This is a genomic window from Arthrobacter sp. CMU6 (assembly GCF_059090205.1).
The window spans coordinates 1-698 of record NZ_JBNHFL010000083.1 but is presented as its reverse complement, the minus strand read 5'-3'; the positions used below and the strand labels follow the sequence as shown (position 1 = coordinate 698).

At 67.5% G+C, this 698-nt stretch carries 1 protein-coding gene; it reads right to left on the bottom strand.

Going from position 1 to position 698, the window contains the following annotated elements; all coding sequences use genetic code 11:
• On the bottom strand, positions 1–698 hold a 698-nt coding region (locus tag AC5RWD_RS23150; protein ID WP_494022260.1), incomplete at both ends, for a sugar phosphate isomerase/epimerase family protein.

Genomic DNA, 698 nt, shown 5'->3' with positions numbered 1-698 from the left:
TTCTTCAGGGCGGCGAGGGCTTCGGGGGCGCCGTGGAGGCGGTCCATGCCGGCGTCTTCCCATTCGATGCTGATGGGGCCGGTGTAGCCGATCGCGGTCAGGGCGCGGAAGGATGATTCCCAGGGGACGTCGCCGCGGCCGGCGGAGACGAAGTCCCAGCCGCGGCGGGGGTCGCCCCAGGGCAGGTGGGAGCCCAGGACGGTGTTCCGGCCCGTAAACCGGAGCTTGGTGTCCTTGCAGTCCACGTGGTAGATCCGGTCCTTGAAATCCCAGATGAAGGAGACCGGGTCGATGCCCTGCCACATGAAGTGGGAGGGGTCCCAGTTCAGGCCGAACGCTTCGCGGTGGCCGATCGCTTCGAGGGCGCGGACGGTGGTCCAGTAGTCGTAGGCGATCTCGCTCGGGTGGACTTCGTGGGCGAAACGGACGCCGCATTCGTCGAAGACGTCCAGGATGGGGTTCCAGCGGTCGGCGAAGTCCTGGTAGCCGGCGTCGATGACTTTTTCGGGGACGGGCGGGAACATGGCGACGTATTGCCAGATGGAGGAGCCGGTGAAGCCGACGACGGTGTCCACGCCGAGGGCTTTGGCGAGCCGGGCGGTGTGTTTCATTTCCTCGGCGGCGCGGGTGCGGACGCCTTCGGGGTTGCCGTCGCCCCAGACCCGGGACCCGACGATCGCTTCGTGGCGGAAGTCGAT